The organism is Mumia sp., from assembly GCF_028803055.1.
GTDB lineage: Bacteria > Actinomycetota > Actinomycetes > Propionibacteriales > Nocardioidaceae > Mumia.
This window is the reverse complement of record NZ_JARBCJ010000295.1, coordinates 1-2426: the sequence shown is the minus strand read 5'-3', so window position 1 is coordinate 2426 and position 2426 is coordinate 1. Positions and strand designations below refer to the sequence as shown.

The following is a 2426-nucleotide window of genomic DNA, read 5'->3' as shown; positions in this document are numbered from 1 at the left end:
GTACGGCCCCGTCCGTCGAGGGTGGATGAAGGGCAGGTCGCCGCCGCCTGGCTCGTTCGGCGTCAGTCCGGCTCGCCGCCGCGTGCGCCCTCACGTCGTGCGACAGCGCGCCGGTTCGCGAGTCCGTCGGTCGCGGCGAGGACGGCGAGGCAGACGATCCAGACGCTCATGGCCACGATCTGGAACCGCTGGGCGACCCCTGACTCCCACGAGGAGGGGTCCAGCAGGGCGAATCCTCCGAAGAGCAGGATTCCTACGATGCCGCCGATCCAGAACGTGAGCCAGGCGGCGCGGCGAACCCAGTGGCGACGGTCTGCAACCGCAAGGGCCACCGCGACGGCGCCGAGGAACAAGGCGGCGGCGGAGACCACGCTGGCTCCGTCGTGGACGAGGCGCTGGAGCTCGTCGACGGTGCTCTTACAGACGGCGTCCGTGTCGCACGGCAGAGGGACGACGGCCGCGACGATGCTCCCGACCGCGAAGACCGCGGTGAGCCACAGGGCGGCCCGACGCCAGCGTCCTGGCGGCAGGGCCGCGCGGATACCGGGGAGCAGGACAAGGACGAGCACGCCGCAGATCACGTCGGTGATCCGGATGAGGTCGGCCATCGGCGTTCCGGAGGCGGCGAGGTCGCTCACGACCGTGAACCAGTCGTGGTTCTGGGAGAAGATCGCGTCGAACAGAAAGTTCGAGTAGAGGAAACCCGCGACGACGCCGATCCCGACCAGCAGGATGCGCTCGCCCCTCACGCCGGGAGCCTCGTCCTCGTCGTCACGGTGGGCTGCCGGGCGTGCGTCGCGAAGTCGCGGGCGCGGTGGCTCGACAAGGCCAGGATCACCAGGATGTTGACCCCGACGGTGGGCAGATGTGTGAGGGCGAACTGGTCGGGGCGGCCGTCGGCCCCCAGGAACGCCACGATGGTCACCACGACGCAGATCGACATCAGCAGGAGACGGGCCGTGTTGCTGCCACGCAGCACGCCGACGGCGAGGGCGAGGTCGACGAGGCCCGAGACCGCGAGGACTGTGCTGACAGGCAGCACGACTCCACGCACGTCGCGCGTCGCGATGTCGGTGCCGAGCAGATCGAGACCGGCCGACACCGACGCGGGAGAGACCAGCAGCAGCACGAACAGCACGACGTAGCTGATCGAGCGTGCTGCGGCCACACCCGCGCCGAACACGGTCGGAGCTGGGAGGCGGCGGCGGCTGTCGGTGTGGGTCGGCAGATCCTGGTCGACGACCTCCACGCGACTGACGTCGACCACCGGCAGGTCGCCGTCGGTCTCGACCACGTCACCGCCTCCGTTGCGGGAGTGGTAGCCGCTGGAGAAGTGGTCGATGACCGAGACGTCGACCGCGGGGACGGCGCGCGTCACACTCGAGACGACGAAGTCGCGCTCGACGTCGACGTGGGCGTCGATCTTGTGCGTCACCTGGAGCGTGAACGTCGACAACCCCACCCTCCGGTCGTACGTCGCGGCGGCCAGCCAGTCCACCGCGAACCCGCCGGGAAGCATCCACCCCTCCGGGCACCGCCAGAACCTCACGTGGTGCCGTCGCGACGGGCTTCCCGCGACCTCCCTCTCGTAGGCGAAGTCCTGCTGGCGGTCGAAGAGGACCAACGGGCTCACCGGAGCCTCGGGATAGCTGCGCCGACTCAGGGTCGAGGTGACGATACGGCGGCCCGCGCGGAAGTCGAGATCGTCGGCGCGGACCCACTCGGCGGTCGACATCACCTTGTGCAGCTGTGCCTCGCGCCCGCGCCAGGCGAGGTTGACCGGGTCTCCGATCCGGCCGTCACTGGTGCGGGCCTGCCCGATGAAGTAGTCCGGCAGATAGATGTGCGTGAAGATCCGGTGCAGTCGCGGAAGCAGGAGATAGGCGACGAACACCCAGAACACGACCAGCAGCAGAGTCTGCCCCGGCCGTACACCGTCCACGAGCAGCAGGTACGCGAACCACCCGGCGGCAACCGCCGAGAAGGCGAGGAACATCCCGTCCAACGCATCCATGACGGAGGTACGGCGGAATAGTCGAGGCGTCCTCCCCATGGGGCCAGTGTCGTCCAGGAACCGTGCCGCCGCCCGTGAAGTCCGCTACCTTCACGGGGTGATATGGGGCCTTCTGGGAGCATTCGGTGCGTCGGCCTGCTACGGCGTTGCCTCGGTGCTGCAGGCGCTCGCGGCGCGCCGTACGGAGGCCGCTGCAGGGCTCGACCCTCGGCTCCTCCTACGCCTCGCCAGGTCCTGGCGCTATCTCCTCGGCGTCGGGCTCGACGGGCTCGGGTGGCTGCTCTCGCTGGTCGCCGTCCTGTCGCTCCCGCTCTTCGTGGTCCAGTCGATCGTCGCCAGCTTCCTCGCGGTCACCGCTGTCCTGGGCGCGATCGTGCTGCACATGCCGCTGAACCGCACCGACAAGGTGGCG

The 2426-nt window shown here is 69.5% G+C and carries 2 protein-coding genes and 1 pseudogene; 1 reads left to right on the top strand and 2 read right to left on the bottom strand.

All coding sequences use genetic code 11. From position 1 onward, the window contains the following. Positions 1-62 precede the first annotated feature (62 nt). Both PV363_RS17255 and PV363_RS17250 read right to left on the bottom strand, forming a co-directional pair. Positions 63-749, bottom strand: coding sequence for a DUF998 domain-containing protein (locus PV363_RS17255; RefSeq protein ID WP_220343996.1), 687 nt, complete (start codon positions 747-749; stop codon positions 63-65). Beyond that, positions 746-2053 carry an LssY C-terminal domain-containing protein gene (locus PV363_RS17250; RefSeq protein ID WP_301023010.1) on the bottom strand — a complete coding sequence of 436 codons (1308 nt, stop codon included), beginning with the start codon at positions 2051-2053 and terminating at the stop codon, positions 746-748. Before PV363_RS17250 ends, PV363_RS17255 begins: the two co-directional genes overlap by 4 nt. Positions 2054-2111: 58 nt before the next feature. On the opposite strand from PV363_RS17250, the pseudogene PV363_RS17245 reads away from it, so the two are divergent. Continuing rightward, positions 2112-2426 (top strand): annotated as a pseudogene (locus tag PV363_RS17245) (hypothetical protein); the annotation flags it as partial.